The sequence below is a fragment of the Paraburkholderia fungorum genome (assembly GCF_003610895.1).
Lineage (GTDB): Bacteria > Pseudomonadota > Gammaproteobacteria > Burkholderiales > Burkholderiaceae > Paraburkholderia > Paraburkholderia fungorum_B.
Genome location: NZ_MCAS01000034.1, coordinates 208,641 through 225,346, shown reverse-complemented (window position 1 = coordinate 225,346; position 16,706 = coordinate 208,641). Strand labels below are relative to the sequence as shown.

Here is a 16,706-nt window from a genome sequence, read left to right as displayed (position 1 = left end):
GCACCGACGCTGCGCGATTGCGCGGACCACTCAAGGAATCGGCCCCCGCATACGATCGATCTGCTCGTTGAGCCGGGCGACCGAACTGGCGAGAAAATCGGCTCTCGCATCGAGGCGGGAAAGCAGCAGCGTCACGAGGAGAATCGCGAACGCAAACGGAATGACGGCGGCAGCGAGCCATTGAGGCTTGACGCCGTTCGCCGCGCCGCACACCGATCCAACGGGGAAATTCGCCGCGGCCATGCCGGTGTAATGCATGCCGGTGATGGCAATACCCATCACACAGGCCGCAGCAACGCGCTTGCGCATCACATGGTGCTGATCCACGCCGCGCAGCGTGTGCGCGACCCACAGCGCCACCGTGGAGGCAGCGATTGCAATGACAATCGACGCAGCGAAAATACTGGGTTCGTAGCTGATCGTGGGGCTCATCAGCATCGCCGCCATCCCCATGTAGTGCATGCCGGCGATCCCGAAACCCATCAGGACCCCACCGACGAGCAAATGGGACAGCTTCAGACGTTCCTGCGTGACGACATGCAACGCAAACCCGGAGACGACTACCGCGATAACGAGCGAATAACAGGTGATGGCGAAATCGTAGCCAATCGGAATGCTTAGAGAGAACGAGAGCATCCCGATGAAGTGCATTGACCAGATGCCGATGCCCATGACCAACGCGCCGGCCGCCAGCCAGATGTGCCGGGCACGCGCGTAGGTCAGAAGGGAAAGCCGGTCGGCAAGATCGATGGCGGTGAAGGAAGCAAGCGTCGCGACGATAAGTGAAACGGCGACTAGCCCCAGGTTGTAGTGGCTCTGCATGATGGGTCGGCGGCTCCTTGATGAAAGCTCGATTACCGTTTATCGACAGCCTCCCACGGCCGCCAGGCCGACGAAGAACTGCTCTCTATAAATCGCACTGGCCAGTGCGGTGATGAATGCGTTCTGGATTTCTTTGTGCCGCCGAATCCCCCGGCATCTGGCGTATTCTAAACGCGCCCCGTGCGCTTTCGTGAGCACAATCGATCGAGACGGATTTCTATTTTCCGTTTCTGGTGGCTAGTACTCATTGAGTGGCGGAAGCGGCGGGCTTTCCTGCTGCATTTTTTTCTTTTTCCAGACGCGCCGCAGTGCCCATTCCGTGTCCTTCCAGCGGAATCCTCGCGCGATGCCGTCGGCATAGTGCACGGTCACAGCCTCGGTCAATTCCGCTACTTTCGGGTCGTCCGCGCGAGCGAGGTTTTCCAGACGCGCCGGATGGCCAAAATCTCCGCTCCGATCCATCCAGCGATACAAGGCCGGAATGGTCAGCCGCCATTCGCCCTTGCGCGCCACCGCGCATAACCTGCGCCACGCTAGCGCATCGCTTTCGCGCCATCGCTCTCGCGCGTCGCTTAACCGATGCTTTGCGCGCCGCAGAAACAGGGCGATGCCCCCACGTGCCCACAGCGCCAGGAAAAACCCCAGCGCGATCGCACAGGCGGCGATCAATTGCCCGCTGTGAATCACAATGATCCGATGCGACAGACCCTGGCTCATCACATCGGCGGGGATCTCGAAGAGGGGTTTCTCGCGCGAGCTGGATGCGGAAAAGGTCACCCCCGGCAACTCGATCGTCTCTTTCTTTTGCGTCTTTGTGTTCCACCATTCGATTGTCACGGGCGGCAGCTTGAACCGGCCGCTGTGATCGGCGATATAGGTCACGCTGTCGGTTCGCTCTCCCGCGACCAGCCCCACCCGGTCCTGCACGACGTTGCGGGTGGTGGGCGATCTGGGGTAACGCTTCAAGCCGTCGACCTCGCCCAGACTCACCGGCGGAATCAGCATCGACTCAGTGCCCGCCGCGCTTTGCGTGATGCTGCGCGTAATCGAATCGCCTATCCGCAACTGCTCGGTCGACGGCTCGATTTTCTGCGTGGCCGTCAGTTTCGTTGTCGGAAAGAACACCGCCATGCTCTGCGCACCCGGCGGCAAGGTCGCCACGAGTTTCAGCGCGGGCGTCATGAGTTGCACCGGCGTCGTCATGCCGCCTGGATAGACGGTGATCGCGAACGGTGGGATGTCATAAGTCTTGCCCGCCTGAGGGGCGATGCGATACGCCCGGCTCACGCCGAACCAGCGCACGCCGTCGATGTCTTCGGAAAGGTTGTCGGCCTGCTCGTCCGGCAAGCTTACGATCGCGTCAGCGACGGTGAAGAGCGGCCAGTTCGGCGCCTCGGTAAACCAGGCGGTCGTGAGCAGATCGACAACCAGTTTGACCTCGCTGCCCGCGACAACCGGACCGGCAGGTTCGAGATGCGCGCGAATCATGGTCCGCGGCGCGGGATCTGCAAAAGCTGCAGTTGAAGCGCAAGCCGCGCCGAGCCAGACGATGACGAGCAGAAGCTGCCGCAAAGCCACTGTCATGGCGTGCCCGCTCCTTTTGCATCGGACTCGGCCTCAAAGCGCTGCTGCAAAAAAACCGCTGGCGAGGTATTCAGATTGCGCATCCAGAGGTCTTCACTCGGACGTGGCGCCCCTTCGATCACGGTCGACGTGCCCCGTCCTTTCTTCTTGTCGGTCTGCACCTGATCGGGCGGGTCCTCTTCCGGGTCCATTTCATCCTGCTCGTCTTTTGCGAGCAGGCGCTGCAGGAATGCGCGATTGGTCGCGGCTTCGCGCAGCGTGGGCTGAAGCTGGAGGGCGTTGTCGTACGCCTTGATGGCGGCGGGGTAGTCGTCGAGATGCGCGAGCGTATTGCCCATGTAGAAATACGCTTGCGGTGTCTTCAGACGCGAAAAACTCGCAAGGGCGCCGGCATAGTCGCCCGCGAGATATTGCGCGCGCCCCTTCCACATCGGATCGTCGAAGTGCTGCGCGGCCGCCTTGTAGTCGCCATGATCGAACTTCCAGCGACCCTGCTGATCGTGCGTCGCGAACAGATCGATCCAGTGCCATTCGGCGGCCTGAGCATGACGGGGAATGGCGCTGAAGGCGAGCGAGATCAGCACCACCGGAAGCCACTTGACGCTCCAGCCGCGCCGGCAACTCCACAGCGCGAGCAGCAGCAATGGAACGACGAGCCAATAGCCCGTTTCTTTCCAGTGCGGCACGATCTTCGACTCCTCCACTTGCGCAAGGTAGGCCTGCGCGCGGTGCTGGACCCACACCACGTCATCGTCGTCCACGCGCATGCTGGCGAGCGGAATACCGGCTTCATCCGCGACCTTGCGGATCGCGTCGGCGTCGAAGGTGCCCATTAGCGGGTGCCCTTCGGGGTCCATCGCGATCATGCCGTCGGGGCCGCGTATCGGGCCGCCGTTTGCCGTTCCGACAGCCAGCCATAGCAGTTGATGACGCAGTGTTTTGGCCTTCTGCACGAACGCGTCGGTCTGGTTCGTATCGAAGCCGTCGCTCATGAAGACGATCGTGCCCGCAGTGGGATCCTTCGCGAGAAGCCGCTCGGCTGCATCGAGTCCGGCCGTCGCGTTCTTGCCGTCGCGTGGCATCAGCGAAGGCGACAGCGCCGGCACATAGAGGTCGAGCATGGCCGGGTCCTCGGTGGGCGGCACAACGAGGTGGCCCGTCGCGGCGAACACCACCAGACCGGTGCGCGCCCCTTTACGCGCCTTCGCCAGATCGAGCACTTTCTGTTTGGCACGCTCGAGCCGCGTAGGCGCGACATCGGTTGCGTCCATCGACTGCGCGAGTTCAAGTACGACGACGAGCGGCGCCTTGTCCTGATTGAACGGCGGGCGCTCCTGCTGCCAGGTCGGCCCCGCCGCGGCAAGCGCGCCGATGCCGAGCAGCAGACCGAGCGTGTGAACCGGCTGAATCACGCGGCGCTTCGTATCGCCGACGATCAGATGTTCCAGCAGAACTGGATCGATCACGTTGCGCCACCGCGCACGCACGCTGTTACGGCGAAACCAGGCGAGCGGCAGCAGCACGGCGGGAATCAGCAGCAGCAACCATCCCGGCCGCAGAAAATGGAAAGCCGTCAGATCAATTTCCACGACGAACCTCCGCGAGGCTCACGCGTTCCGGTGGTGGCTCGCGACGCGGCGCGCGCAGCATCGCAATCAGCAGCGCCAGCACGTGATACAGCGCGAAAAACGCCACGGCCAATCCGACCGGCATCCAGTAGAAATCGCGCTGCGGCCGGTAAATTTCGCGCTTCACCTTCTCGGGCGTGAGTCTATCGAGCGTGGCATAGACGTCGGCCAGGTCCTGCTGCCGGCCAAGCGCGCGAAACGCACGGCCTCCGGTGATGTTCGAAATGCGGGCGAGCGCATCGAGATCGACCTTGTCCTCGCCAGTCGTATCCGGATCGCCAATTCCAATCGTATGGATCACTAATTTGTGATCTTTGGCTATCTCAGCGGCGCGTTCCGGCGGAATGGCGCTGCTGGTGTCGTTGCCGTCGGTCAGCAGAATCAAGACCTTCTCCTGAGCCGGCGAGTTCTCCATCAGCTTGACTGTCAGACCGATCGCATCGCCGATGGCGGTGCGCGGCCCCGCCATGCCGATCTGCATCTGGTCGAGCAGAATCTGCACGGCGTCGTGATCGAGCGTGAGCGGCGCCTGTGGATAGGCGGCGTCGCCGAACACGACAAGGCCGAGACGATCGCCCTTGCGTTTCGCGATGAAATCGGCCACCACACGTTTGACCGCGGTGAACCGGTCCATCCGGGCGCCGGTGGCATCGACAAAATCGCGCGTCGCCATCGAACCCGACAGGTCGATGGCGAGCATCAGATCGCGCGCGGGTTCTTCGCGCACGATCGGTGCTTCGACATAGACGGGTTTGGCTGCGGCGACCACCAGCAACGCCCACAGCAACGGCATGAGCAAACGTTGCAGCCAGTTACGGCGCAGCCGCACGCCGCCGGGCGCCGGTTTCTCGCCGGCAGCCTGCGCCATTTCATGAAAGAACGGCACGCGCACCGCGGAGGCACGGGTGCGGTACGCCGGCACGAGCCACCACACGAGAAGCGGCAGCGGCAGCAGCGCGAACAGCCATGGAAAATCAAACTTCCACATGATGATGTTCGATCCAGTCGCGTGCATGGCCGATAAGCGCTGCCGCATCGCCTTCGGAGATTGCGGCAACCACCTCGGGCGGCGCATAGCTCGCCAGTTCGAGGAGCACCCCGCTGCCGGCGTCGAAGCGGCCATGCGTGCGTTGCAAAAACGCGAGCCATTCGCCACCGGTCAGCGCGGCAACCTGCTCGCGCGGCGCGACCGCGAGCGCGGTCCGCTTGATCAGGCGCGGTATCGCCGCAAGCGCGTGCGCGCGCTGTTCGCGATCCGCGTGGGCCGACGCGAGACTGGCTTCGATGCTCGCCAGTTCGCTGAGTGCGACGCGCCGGTAGCGCTGCTTCTCGCGACGGCGCAAGAATAACCAGAGCGCGACGCCCAGTGCCGCCACCAGCAGGACGGCAACGAACACCCAGCCGATGGTGTGCGGCGCGTACGACACCGTTTCCGGCAGCGGCAGTTCCTGCAACGGCTTGAGTTGTCCTGACGAATCAGGTGGAACGAGCGATGCGTCGCTCATAGACCGCTCCCCGTGGCCGTCCGCGCGCGCTGACCGAAGAGACGCCGCACCTGATCGACCGTCGGCTCCGCCGTCGAGAGGGCCATCAGCGGCACACCGCTCGAGCGCAGCAACTCCGCCACTTCGGCGGTGCGGCCATTGAACAGGCTCGACAGCGGCGCGCGGACCCGCTCCTGCTCGATCCGCAGTTCCACCTGCAGATGCCCTTCGCTGACCACCAGCGCACGATGTTCGGGCATGCGCTGCCACAAAGGATCGAAGATCATTGCCGCAACGACGTCGTTGTGCACCGACAGTTGCCGCAGCAGCCGCTGCGTGCGTTCGTTCGCGCCCGCAAAATCGCTGATGATGCAAATAAGGTAGTCGTGGCCGGCTAATTGCAGCACGCCTTCGAGTGCCGTGTTCAGTTGAGCGTAGTCGGTGCGCGCTTCGCTATCGGCATGTAGCGTGCGATTCATCGCGGCAAGCGCACCGAACAGAACATTGATCCGGCTATGGCTGCGCAGCGGCTTCACCCGCACGATCCGGCTATCGTTGAACAGCACGCCGCCGACCCGATCGCCGGCCGTGAAGCCCATCCACACGGCAAGCGCCGCCACTTCCGCGGCCACTACCGACTTGAACGCGCGGCGCGACCCAAAAAACATGCTCATACGCTGATCGACCACCACCAGCAGCGGCCGGTCGCGCTCTTCGGTATAGGCGCGAATCTGCGGCTTGCCGAGGCGTAACGAAACCTTCCAGTCGATGTGACGGATATCGTCACCAGGCAGGTAAGCGCGAATCTCCTCGAAATTGAGCCCGCGGCCACGCAAGCGTGACGCGTGACTGCCCGACAGCACACTCGATACCGGCGCGGGAGCGATAAAGCTCAGCCCGCGAGCATGAAACTGGAGTTTCGCCAGATGCGCTGCGTCGATATAGACACGGCCATCGGCTGATGCTGCAGCGTTCGCAGATTCGGACATCATGACCACGGCGATTCCTCGCGACGATGCGACGATGCCTGGTGCGCCATGCGCCAGGCAGCAGATGTCAGGCCGGCACGGCAACCTTTTCGATCAGCCGGTCGACCACGGCGTCTGCGCTGACGTTCTCGGCATTGGCGTCGTAAGACAGGATCAGCCTATGCCGCAGTACCGGATGAATGACGGCGCGCACGTCGTCGGGCGTGACGAATTTGCGATCCTGCAGCCAGGCCTGCACGCGGCTCGCACGGTCGAGGCCGATCGAGCCGCGCGGGCTCGCACCGATTTCGATCCATTTGCCCAGATCGGCGTCGAGTTCCGTGGCGTGCCGCGTGGCATTGACGAGCGACACAATGTAGTCGTCTATCGCCGGCGCAACCGCGATCTGCCTGATTTCTTCACGCACCGCGAAAATGACATCCTGCGCGAGAACATTGGGCGCGGCGGCGGCATTGCCGCTTTCGCGCCGCAGTAGCCGCAACATGTCGGTCTCGCTTTGCGGCGACGGATATGTAATTAGCACTTTAAAAAGAAACCGGTCCATTTGCGCTTCAGGCAATGGATATGTGCCTTCCTGTTCGATCGGATTCTGTGTGGCCATAACAAGAAACAGATCCGCCATTCGATGGGTTTTTCCCGCTACAGATATCTGCCTTTCCTCCATGGCCTCTAATAATGCGGATTGAACCTTTGCCGGAGCGCGGTTAATTTCATCCGCAAGAATCAGATTGCCGAAGATCGGGCCAGGCTGAAAACTGAGCGTGCGCTCCGTGCCGCTTTGCAGCAGTGTTTCGGCGCCAGTGATGTCGGACGGCAACAGGTCGGGTGTGAACTGAATACGGCTCATGGTAGCCGCCAGACGAGTGGCAATCGCTTTGACGGTACGCGTTTTGGCAAGTCCGGGCAGGCTCTCGAGCAACACATGCCCGTCGGCCAGCAGCGCGATCAATACCTGCCGGACCACCGCCTGCTGACCCACTACGGCTTCATTGACGCCCGACTCAAAGCGCAACACAGTTTCGCGCATGGCTCTCGATTTCCCCATTCTTTTGATGGTGGAACAACTTTGGTGTCCTTGGATATCGTCCTTGGGTATCAATACTCGCCGCCAGACACGTTAATGCACGAAGCTCATTCCGTCAAAGTTTCATGCCCACAAAAAAAAAGAGTGAAATGTGCTTGAAAAATTGCTAGCCTGCGTCTTACGTTTTGTTAAGCTTCACCCGGCGCATTGGTTACCGGCGTCAATCGTTATTCCGTATCGCTAAGCTTCTTCAGTGCCAATGAGAACTGGCCGTGTTCGATAAGGGCCAGCAGCTTCACCCTGAGAGAGAAGGGATGATGAGTTCAGGAAAACGAGGCACGGTAACGGCTGCCCGCTCTACAGGCACGCCTCCCGCGAACCCGGTGCGCGCTGCGCGCTATCGCAAACTGCTCTTGTGGGGCGGGCTTCTCGTCATGCTTCCTGCATGCGTCGGCGCAGCGGTCAGTTGGGCCGTCACTTCGCACACTCAGCCTCATGCGCAAGTTGTCTATGGCGACGGAACCCACGGTCCACTCGGCATGGCCTGGGTGCCCGGCGGACAATTCCTGATGGGCAGCGACTCGAAGCAGGCGCAGCCCAACGAACGCCCTGCTCACAAGGTGCGCGTACACGGTTTCTGGATGGACCGTCATCACGTCACCAATGCCGAATTCCGGAAATTCGTAGAAGCGACCAGCTACGTCACGACGGCCGAGAAGAAACCCGATTGGGATACCTTAAAGGTGCAATTGCCGCCCGGCACGCCACGTCCGCCTGACAGTGCAATGGTTGCGGGCGCAATGGTATTCGTCGGCACGAATCACCCGGTGCCGCTCGAAGACTATTCGCAGTGGTGGCGCTATGTGCCCGGCGCGAACTGGCGTCACCCCACTGGACCGGAGAGCAACATCGCCGGTAAAGACGATCATCCGGTTGTTCAGGTTTCCTACGAAGATGCGCAGGCCTATGCGAAATGGGTCGGCAAACGCCTGCCCACCGAAGCCGAATGGGAGTTCGCCGCGCGCGGCGGACTCGAACAGGCCACCTACGCCTGGGGCAATCAGTTCGCACCGGATGGCAAGCAGATGGCCAACGTCTGGCAAGGCCAGCAGGTGCAGTCATTCCCGGTGGTCAGCCCCAAGGCGGGCGGCGCTCTGGGCACGAGTCCGGTCGGCACCTTTCCGGCGAACGGCTACGGGCTCTCCGACATGACCGGCAATGCCTGGCAGTGGGTGGCCGACTGGTATCGCGCCGATCAGTTCCGGCGCGAAGCGGTGAACACCAGCACGATCGACAACCCGGCCGGCCCGCGCGATTCATGGGACCCGGCCGATCAGGGCGTCCCCGTGAACGCTCCCAAGCGCGTGACGCGCGGCGGCTCGTTCCTGTGCAATGAAACCTACTGCCTGAGCTACCGTCCGAGTGCGCGGCGCGGCACCGACCCCTACAACAGCATGTCGCATCTCGGTTTTCGCCTCGTGATGGACGAAGACACCTGGAAGCAACCGCTTGCACGTCAAGCGTCGGCTCGCGCAGCAGGCGCGGACGGAAGCTAGAACGCACTGCCCCTTTGAGTTGGTCGCATTTCTTCCGCGCGCTATTGCTCGCGGGTCGTGGAATTGTGCAAACAGAATGGAGCTCGGATGCAGTCGAACTGTCGATCGAAGTGCTTGCAACGTGTCGGGGGGCCGATCCGCCCTGCGCTCAGGTCGGTATTCAGTGTCGCTCGTGTTGCGTTGATTTCGCTCGGCGTCGCGCTCGGCGCCGCCGCCTGCACCACGTCCGGTGGCGCGAGCGCGTCGCCGCCGGCCGTCAGTTCAAGCGCCGCGCTGCCATCGTGGCGCGACGGCGCGGCCAAACAGACGATTCAAAAGTTTGTCGCCGACGTCACCCGTGAAGGCTCGCCGAACTACGTGCCGCCTGAAAAGCGCATTGCCGTGTTCGACAATGACGGCACGCTCTGGAGCGAACAGCCGCTCTATTTCCAGTTCGCCTTCATGCTCGATCAGGTGAAAGCGGCAGCGCCGAAGCATCCCGAGTGGAAGAACAATCCGGCCTTCAAGGCGCTGGTCGCCAAAGACTACGCCGCGCTGGCGAGCCAGCAGAAACAGGTGCTGCAACTGGTCGCGCTCGCCAATAGCGGCATGACTGTGGACGAGTACGACAAGACCATCCGCGACTGGCTGGTCAGCGCCCGGCATCCGAAATTCAACCGCCCCTACACCGAACTCGTCTATCAACCGCAACTGGAATTGCTCGCCTATCTGCGCGCCAATGGCTTCAAGACCTTCATCGTGTCGGGCGGCACCATCGAGTTCATGCGGCCGTGGGTCGAGAAAGCGTATGGCATTCCCCCCGAGCAGGTGATCGGCTCAAGCCAGGTCGTGCAGTACCAGATGCGTGACGGTCAAGGCACGCTGGTGCGCCAGCCGAAAATCGATTTCGTCGACGACGGTCCCGGCAAACCGGTCGGCATCTATCGGAGCATCGGCCGCAAGCCGATTCTCGCGTTCGGCAATTCGGACGGCGATCTGCAAATGCTCCAGTACACCGCGTCCGGCAGCGGCCCGCACCTTGCCCTGCTGGTGCATCACGACGACGCCGTGCGCGAATTCGCGTACGACCGCACGTCGAAAATCGGCAAGCTCGACAAGGCGTGGGACGAAGCCATCGCCGACGGCTGGACCGTGGTCAGCATGAAGGACGACTGGCAAACCATCTATCCCGCGCCGAAGCATTAAGCAATAAGCAAACCGAACAGGACGCAAGAGGACATAAGAAAACGCGAGCCGCGTGCAGCTTGCGGCCGCTGCGAGGCAACCCCGCGCGCAAGGAACGCGTAACGGGTGAACCGAAGTCAACTCCATTGGAGCGACACGATGAGAAAGTTCCTGCGAAAGGGGCGCTATGCAGCCGGGGCGACAGTCGTCGCACTTGCCGCGTTCGCTGCATTGATTCTTCCATCCATCAACGCGCCCGCGCAGACGCCCGCGCCGGCCAAACCCGCGGCGACGAGCGCGCCGCCACCGGCCGCCAGGACCTCGGCCAAGCCCAACATTCTCGTGATTTTCGGCGACGATGTCGGGCAGGCAAATATCAGTGCGTATACGCGGGGAGTGGTGGGCTACAAGACACCGAACATCGATCGGGTTGCCAGCGAAGGGATGATCTTTACGGACTACTACGCTGAAAACAGCTGTACGGCGGGGCGTTCGTCCTTCATCACAGGACAGACGCCGTTGCGTACCGGGCTTTCCAAGGTCGGCGCGCCTGGCGCACCGGTCGGTCTGCAGAAGACCGACATAACGATTGCCCAGGCGCTCAAGCCGCTCGGCTACGCAACCGGCCAGTTCGGCAAGAATCACCTTGGCGACAAGAACGAGTACCTGCCGACCAATCACGGTTTCGACGAGTTCTACGGCAACCTGTATCACCTGAACGCCGAAGAAGAGCCCGAACGCCCGTACTGGCCGAAGGACAAGAACGACCCCTATGTGAAGAACTTCTCGCCACGCGGAGTGATTCACAGCACCTCGGACGGCAAGGTGCAGGACACCGGGCCGCTCACGGCCAAACGCATGGAGACCATCGACGACGAAACCGGTGCCCACGCGGAAGAGTTCATCCGCAAGCAGGCCAAGACCGGCACGCCCTTCTTCGTCTGGATGAACTACACGCGCATGCACGTCTTCACGCACGTGCGGCCCGAGTTCAGAGGCAAGAGTGGCATGCCCGGCAATGAGTACGCGGACGGCATGTGGGAGCACGATCAGGACGTCGGCAAACTGCTCAAACTGCTGGACGATCTGAAGATCGCGAACAACACCATCGTGATCTACACGACCGACAATGGACCGAATCAGTTCTCGTGGCCGGACGCGGCGACTACGCCCTTCCGCAGCGAAAAAGACTCCAACTGGGAAGGCGCGTTCCGGGTACCGGCAATGATCCGATGGCCCGGTCATATCAAACCGGGAGCGGTGTCCAACGAAATGATTTCCGGGCTCGACTGGTTCCCGACGCTGCTTGCCGCAGCAGGCGACACCAACGTCAAGGACCGGCTCCTGAAGGGATGGGCGCCCAAGGCGGGCGGCGCGAGTTTCAAGAATCACCTGGACGGATATAACCAGCTACCGTTCCTGACCGGACAGACAACCAAGGATCCACGCACGGAGTTCTACTACTTCGACGACGACGGCGATCTGGTGGCCATGCGCTGGGATCAGGACGGCAATGCCTGGAAGGCGGTGTTCTGCGAGCAGCGCGCGAAAGGCAACCTGAATATCTGGCAGGACCCACTTGTCTGCCTGCGTCTGCCGAAGCTGTTCAACCTGCGCATGGATCCTTATGAACGGGCGGACATCACCTCGGATCAGTACAACGACTGGGTCACGAAGAATGTCTATCTGAACGGCATCGCCACCTTGAAAGCGTCGACGTTCCTGCAGACCTTCGTCGACTATCCGCCGAGCCAGCGGCCCGCGAGTTTCAGCGTGGACGGTGTGCGCCGGCAGGTCGACAGGAAGATCGACGAGTCGTTCAAGAAGCGCGGACTCGAGTAAGACGTCGTGTGATGTCGTGCAGTTGCGCCCGCCGGCTTCGGCCGGCGGGCGCAACGTTCCGGTCGCGCGCAATCCGCATCGGGCCACATCGCGCTACGTCGCGCTACGCCAGGCCAATCAGGATCAGTTCACACCCTCCCGACGCAGATCAATCCCATGACTGAAACGCTGGCCAACCGTGCCAAAAGTCCACGCCGCGAGCGGCGGGCACATGAACGCGCGCAGCGTCGCGACGATGCACACTTGCCGGAGCCTCAGAAAGAATCCGCCAACGCGGCAGACTTGCCGATTGCCTGGCCGCTGCTGCTTCTGTTCGCCTCGGGCGCGGCGTCGCTGATTTACCAGGTTCTGTGGATCAAGCAACTCGCGCTGGTGGTCGGCGTCGAGGTGCAGGCCGTCACCACCGGCGTGAGTGCTTTTTTCGCAGGCCTGGCCGTGGGCAGCTGGGTTTTCGGCAAGCTGGCCGACCGGCTGGTTCGGCCGTTGCGCCTCTACGCGCTACTCGAAGCGGGCGTGCTGATGTTGGCCCTCGCCAGCACATGGATGCTGCCGCATGCCGCGGCGCCGTTTGCCTCGCTGCAAGATCGGATCGGACCGCTGGCCTGGGCGATACCCTTCGCGCTGGTCGGCTTGCCCGCCATCCTGATGGGCGGCACGCTGCCGGTGCTGATGCGCGCGCTGCGCCCCGCCACCGCCCAGGTGGGCCGCTCTGGCGCCCGTCTCTATGCCGCCAATACGGCCGGCGCGATTGCCGGCACGCTGGCCGCGAGTTTTGTCCTGATTCCATGGCTCGGTGTGCTGGGCAGCGCCTGCGCCGCCGCCGCGCTAAATGCCGGCGCCGCGCTCGTCGCCGCATTGCTGGGACGCAGCAAGCAGGCTTTGGTGCCGGCAGTCGAGTGGTCCGCGCCGCTCACGCCGGTGGGCCCATCTTCTGCGGACATCGCGCATGAGGCGTCGTCATCCGCTCCCGTGACTGCCTCGAAGGTCCATTTCGCGCTTGCGCTCTACGCCATCGCCGGCGGCGTCGCGCTCGGTTACGAGGTGGTGTGGTCGCAAGTGATCGTGCAATTCATCAGCACGCGCAGCTTCGCCTTCGCCGTGGTGCTGGCCACCTACCTGCTGGGCCTCGCGCTCGGCAGCGCCCTGGCGTCGCGTTATGCCGACCGGACGCGCGATCCGTGGGGCGCGTTTGCGACACTGATCGTATCGGCCGGACTGGTCGCGCTGCTGGAAGTCGCCGTGCTGGGCAACGGGCTGCTGCACTGGCAAAGCCTCGCGCGAGTTGCCGCATTCGGCGCCACCGGCAGCCTGTTGACCGCCATGTGCGCGGGCTTCGCGGTAGCGGCCCTGTGCATCGTTTTCGTTCCCACCCTGCTGTTAGGCGCGGCATTCCCGTTCGCGTTGCGTCTTCACGTGGACAACCGGCATACGGGGCGCGACGTCGGCGCGGTCGTGGCGCTCAATACCGCCGGCGGGATCGCCGGCACCCTGCTGACCGGTTTCGTGCTCGTGCCGCAGTTAGGCCTCGTTCACACCCTCGCGGCGCTTGCCGTCCTGGCGGGCGCGGTGGGCCTCGCCGCCGTGCTGCGCGGCCCGGATGTCCGGCGGCTCGCGCGCTGGAGTGTGCCGTTCCTCGCCGTGCTGACGCTCGCCGTTGTGATCGCGACGCCGTCCGACCGGCTCGCCACCCTCCTCGCCGAATCGCGCGGCGGCAATCTGAGCTTCTACGAAGAGAGCGCGGGCGGCACGGTGGCTGTGGTCGAACAGCATGCCGGCCAGCGGCAATTCCGGCGGCTCTATATCCAGGGCGTCTCCAACTCCGGCGACACGATGGCGTCGCGCCGATACATGCGCCTGCAGGCGCTGCTGCCTTTGATCATCCATCGCGAAACACCACGCACGGCGCTGGTGATCGGACTCGGCACCGGCATTACCGGCGGCGCGCTGCTCACCTGGCCGGGGCTGGAACATCGCGTGGTCGCCGAACTGTTGCCGGCCGTTGTGCGTGCCGCGCCGCAGTTCAAGGGCAACTACGCGATGAGCACGGACGCCCGCATGGACATCCGGATGCGTGACGGACGGCGCGAACTGCTGCGCAATACCGAACGCTACGATCTGATCACGCTCGAACCGCCGCCGCCGTCGGCGGCCGGTGTCGCCAATCTGTACTCGTCGGACTTCTACCGCCTCGCGGCAACGCGTCTGCAGCAAGGCGGCATCGTCGCGCAATGGTTGCCGTTACCGACGCAGAATGAAGAGGACACGCGCTCGTTGATCCAGAGCTTCATCCAGGTGTTTCCGCACGCCGCGTTGTGGACCACGGAGCTGCACGAGATGATGCTGGTCGGTTCAATGCAGCCGCTCGAACTGGACGTACCGCGAATCGAGGCGCGCTTCGCGCAACCGCAGGTCGCGGCGGCACTGCGCGAAGTGGGTATTGCCTCGCCGGCCGCGCTGCTGGCCACCTGGATCACCGACCGCGCCGGCCTCGCGTACTACGCCGCGGATGCGCAGCCGGTCACGGACGACCAGCCGCGCATCGAATACGCCACATGGGTTCGCGAGGACGCATTCCCGGCGACGCTGACCCACCTGCTGGCGCTTCGCACAGCCCCGCCGTTGCAAGGCGCTGACGAAGCATTCCGCACTGCCATGGAAAACTCGCGCAACGGGTTGCAGAGCTTCTATTCGGCCGGACTGGATGCCTACAAAGGCGATCGGGATGCATGGGCGCAGGACATCGGCGACGCCGTACGCGCGGACCCGGACAACGCTTACTACCGGTGGCTCATCGGCGACGCCAGCTAGGCGCCGTGTAAGCGCTTGTAAGCGCGCGTGAGCCGGGCCACGCGCGCTTCATTACACGTTATCTTTCGACTCCGTGCTGATCGCACTTGAATTTCAGAACGATCAGTCTTAATATCCTCTCACCATGAAACGAACCCCTTCTTCCACCCGCCCCGCCACCGCGCTGTCCGAGCGTGGGCGGCCGCGTGAATTCGATCTTGACGAAGTCACCGGAATTGCCGGCAAAGTCTTCTGGGAGCAGGGCTACCATGCCACGTCGATTGAATCCCTATGTCAGTCGACCGGCCTTTTCCGGGCCAGCCTTTACAGCACGTTTGGCGATAAGCATGGGCTTCTCGTCGCCGCATTCGACCGTTATGCGGAAGGCGCCATTGCTCGCCTGAAAGAACGGTTAGCCGTCGATCTGCCGCCGCGGGAAGCACTTCGCGAGGCCCTGCTTCATTACACCGAGGTCGCCAGCAAACTGTCGGGACGCCATGGATGCCTCATCACGAACGCCGCGATCGAGATGTTGCCGGCCGACGAGGCTTTACGCCCCCATATCGAAACCACCTTGAGACGTATCGCCTCTCACCTTGTCGCCGCCGTGGTCCGCGGCCAGCAAGCGGGCGAATTCAACGCTGGGCTCGACGAGCAGTCTGTCGGCACCTTCCTGCTCTGCATGGTTCAGGGCTTGCGCGTACTAGGGAAAGTGAATGTCAGTAAGAGCGAGCTGGTGTCGATCGTCGACATGACGATGCGAGCGCTGGTCTAAAAAATTTTGCCCATTTCTGGAATGATCGTTCATGAATAAATCCATCGAATTTGCGACCGCATCGGCGCCAGGTTCGGGCACTCAATCTGCCAGCCCGGCTGGGAAATCGATTCGTGGCGGCTACTGGAAGGGCGTCGCGTTTTGCGTGATGGCGACCATCCTGATGGGCATCATGTTTCCGGTGATGACAAGCGCTCTCGTGCATGTCGACCCGTTCACGTTTACCTCGCTCAGATACCTGATTGCCGGCGCTGCGTTTCTTGTCCTGCTGCTGGTCAAGGAAGGAAGAGGCGCGCTGAAGGCAAACGGTGAATCGCTGGCATTGGCCTGGCTGCTCGGATCGGTCGGCTTTTGCGGATTCGGATCTTTCGTCTTTCTGGGGCAACAACTGGCGGGACGCGAAGGGGCGCTGACGGCTTCGATCATGATGGCCACACAGCCGATGATGGGCCTGCTCGTGAATTCGATCGTGCGCAAACGCCGGCCACCGCTCTATTCTTTTCTATTTATCCTGATGTCGTTCGCCGGAGTCTCGCTTGTGGTGACAAAAGGGGATATCGCGGCCGTTCTGCGTGAACCGCAGCATTATTCGGCGAATGCCTTAATCGTGCTCGGCGCGCTGTGCTGGGTGATATACACCTTCAGTGCGTCCCACTTCAAGAACTGGTCCGCACTCAAATACACGACCATAACCACCTGGCTCGGACTCTCCACGATTATCAGCCTGAATGTTCTGCTATTCGCGCTTCACGTTGTGCCGGTGCCATCGGCAGGCGCTTTGCGCGCAATCGTCCCTCACCTTCTCTATATGGGTCCGATCGCCGGTTTTATCGCGATCCTGTTCTGGAACATGGGTAACAGGATTCTCACCCCGCTCAATGGCGTTCTGTTCATGGACGTGCTGCCTGTCACGACTTTCGTCGTCTCTTCGTTGACCGGCGTGGTGCCGGGACATTGGCAGATCATAGGCGCATGCATAACGGGCGCCGCGCTGATTTTCAACAATATCTATTTGCGGCGTCAGGCTCGACCACCTGTGCAGCAAAGGTAG

The 16,706-nt window shown here is 62.5% G+C and carries 13 protein-coding genes; 6 read left to right on the top strand and 7 right to left on the bottom strand.

Going from position 1 to position 16,706, the window contains the following annotated elements; genetic code table 11:
* Positions 1–30 precede the first annotated feature (30 nt).
* The 7 genes from BCY88_RS27620 to BCY88_RS27590 all read right to left on the bottom strand — a co-directional run bounded on the left by BCY88_RS27620 (position 31) and on the right by BCY88_RS27590 (position 7,534).
* Positions 31–822 carry an MHYT domain-containing protein gene (locus BCY88_RS27620; RefSeq protein WP_120347331.1) on the bottom strand — a complete coding sequence of 264 codons (792 nt, stop codon included), beginning with the start codon at positions 820–822 and terminating at the stop codon, positions 31–33.
* A 237-nt stretch (positions 823–1,059) separates the two neighbouring features.
* Positions 1,060–2,406 (bottom strand): BatD family protein, encoded by a 1,347-nt coding sequence (locus BCY88_RS27615; RefSeq protein WP_120347330.1) that lies wholly within the window; start codon positions 2,404–2,406, stop codon positions 1,060–1,062.
* On the bottom strand, positions 2,403–3,995 hold the full coding sequence (locus BCY88_RS27610; RefSeq protein ID WP_120347329.1) for a vWA domain-containing protein: 1,593 nt from the start codon (positions 3,993–3,995) through the stop codon (positions 2,403–2,405). The genes BCY88_RS27615 and BCY88_RS27610 overlap by 4 nt, the downstream gene beginning before the upstream one ends.
* Positions 3,985–5,022 carry a vWA domain-containing protein gene (locus tag BCY88_RS27605; RefSeq protein WP_120347328.1) on the bottom strand — a complete coding sequence of 346 codons (1,038 nt, stop codon included), beginning with the start codon at positions 5,020–5,022 and terminating at the stop codon, positions 3,985–3,987. The genes BCY88_RS27610 and BCY88_RS27605 overlap by 11 nt, the downstream gene beginning before the upstream one ends.
* Positions 5,009–5,539, bottom strand: a complete 531-nt coding sequence (locus BCY88_RS27600) for a DUF4381 domain-containing protein (RefSeq protein WP_120347327.1) — start codon at positions 5,537–5,539, stop codon at positions 5,009–5,011. Before BCY88_RS27600 ends, BCY88_RS27605 begins: the two co-directional genes overlap by 14 nt.
* On the bottom strand, positions 5,536–6,510 hold the full coding sequence (locus BCY88_RS27595; RefSeq protein WP_259461534.1) for a DUF58 domain-containing protein: 975 nt from the start codon (positions 6,508–6,510) through the stop codon (positions 5,536–5,538). The genes BCY88_RS27600 and BCY88_RS27595 overlap by 4 nt, the downstream gene beginning before the upstream one ends.
* Positions 6,511–6,574: 64 nt before the next feature.
* Positions 6,575–7,534, bottom strand: a complete 960-nt coding sequence (locus BCY88_RS27590) for an AAA family ATPase (RefSeq protein WP_120347326.1) — start codon at positions 7,532–7,534, stop codon at positions 6,575–6,577.
* Positions 7,535–7,965: 431 nt separating this feature from the next.
* Here BCY88_RS27590 and BCY88_RS27585 point away from each other — a divergent pair, with 431 nt between their 5' ends.
* From BCY88_RS27585 to BCY88_RS27560, 6 genes are all read left to right on the top strand, one after another.
* Positions 7,966–9,087, top strand: a complete 1,122-nt coding sequence (locus BCY88_RS27585) for a formylglycine-generating enzyme family protein (RefSeq protein ID WP_120347459.1) — start codon at positions 7,966–7,968, stop codon at positions 9,085–9,087.
* Positions 9,088–9,174: 87 nt separating this feature from the next.
* On the top strand, positions 9,175–10,272 hold the full coding sequence (locus BCY88_RS27580; RefSeq protein ID WP_120347325.1) for an HAD family hydrolase: 1,098 nt from the start codon (positions 9,175–9,177) through the stop codon (positions 10,270–10,272).
* Between the two features lie 138 nt (positions 10,273–10,410).
* Positions 10,411–12,093: an arylsulfatase gene (locus tag BCY88_RS27575; protein ID WP_120347324.1), complete on the top strand. Its 1,683-nt coding sequence runs from the start codon at positions 10,411–10,413 to the stop codon at positions 12,091–12,093.
* Between the two features lie 156 nt (positions 12,094–12,249).
* A complete protein-coding gene (locus tag BCY88_RS27570) occupies positions 12,250–14,901 on the top strand; it encodes a fused MFS/spermidine synthase (RefSeq protein WP_120347323.1) in 2,652 nt (883 codons plus the stop codon).
* A 124-nt stretch (positions 14,902–15,025) separates the two neighbouring features.
* Positions 15,026–15,655, top strand: a complete 630-nt coding sequence (locus BCY88_RS27565; protein WP_120347322.1) for a TetR/AcrR family transcriptional regulator — start codon at positions 15,026–15,028, stop codon at positions 15,653–15,655.
* Between the two features lie 31 nt (positions 15,656–15,686).
* Positions 15,687–16,706, top strand: a complete 1,020-nt coding sequence (locus BCY88_RS27560) for a DMT family transporter (protein WP_120347321.1) — start codon at positions 15,687–15,689, stop codon at positions 16,704–16,706.